Genomic DNA, 805 nt, shown 5'->3' on the forward strand with positions numbered 1-805 from the left:
TAATTTTCTTTACGCCACAGCACCTTAGGCCGTTTTTCACTGTTGTGTGCTCACTCATGCCTGTCATCCTGACGAAGGAAGGATCTCATTTTCCATTTCGACCGAAACGGAGTGTAGTGGAGAAATCTTCAGGAATAATGATATTTATTTTTAATTATATTTGGTTTACTGCTTTTTAACCTTACCCTTATGAAGAGATATGTTTTACTTTCGTTTTTGGTAATATCATGTACTGTAAAGCAACAGCCGCAGCCTGAAAGTTTAGTACTCACAGTGGGTAGCGGCATAAATCCCAACGAACCCCGATTTGGGATTGAACTTAAAGGGGACACCCTTTTTTACTGTGAAGAGATTAATCCTCGTGATTCTTTTAAAGATACTTTTCTCTATAAATACTCCTACTGTATTATAGGGAAAAAGAAAGTAAATGAAATGTTAGATCGTAGTAAAGCTGTTTTTGATACCAAAGTTGATTATGGACATATAGCAGATGCGAGTTACTACCAACTGGATATTAATACTGAGGCAGACACTGTAAAAACTACGTTTTATATTTCAAACCTCGAAACCGATAGCCAGAAACAGGCAGTATATGATATTATAGCCCTTAAGGACTGTGATTTAAAGCCTATGGAATTCCATGATTTTAAGAGTGGTATACTTCAGTATAAACTACCACCTCCGCCACCTCCCGTGATTATGGATGAGGCTTCTATACTTATGGGAGAGGAGTGATTTTACTGGTTGCTTTTTACTGTTGTGTGGTTACTCTTGTTGTCATTGCGAGGAGGAACGACGCGGCAAT

At 38.1% G+C, this 805-nt stretch carries 1 protein-coding gene; it reads left to right on the plus strand.

Annotated features, from left to right (window positions below):
- The first annotated feature begins 189 nt into the window (after nt 1-189).
- Nucleotides 190-735, plus strand: a complete 546-nt coding sequence (locus Q763_RS17260) for a hypothetical protein (protein WP_035136222.1) — start codon at nt 190-192, stop codon at nt 733-735.
- Nucleotides 736-805 lie beyond the last annotated feature (70 nt).

Source organism: Flavobacterium beibuense F44-8 (assembly GCF_000769915.1).
GTDB classification, from domain to species: Bacteria; Bacteroidota; Bacteroidia; order Flavobacteriales; family Flavobacteriaceae; genus Flavobacterium; species Flavobacterium beibuense.

Excerpts from the sequence above, each read along its gene's own strand:
- Q763_RS17260 (WP_035136222.1), top strand. The coding sequence starts at position 190 with ATGAAGAGATATGTTTTACTTTCGTTTTTGGTAATATCATGTACTGTA.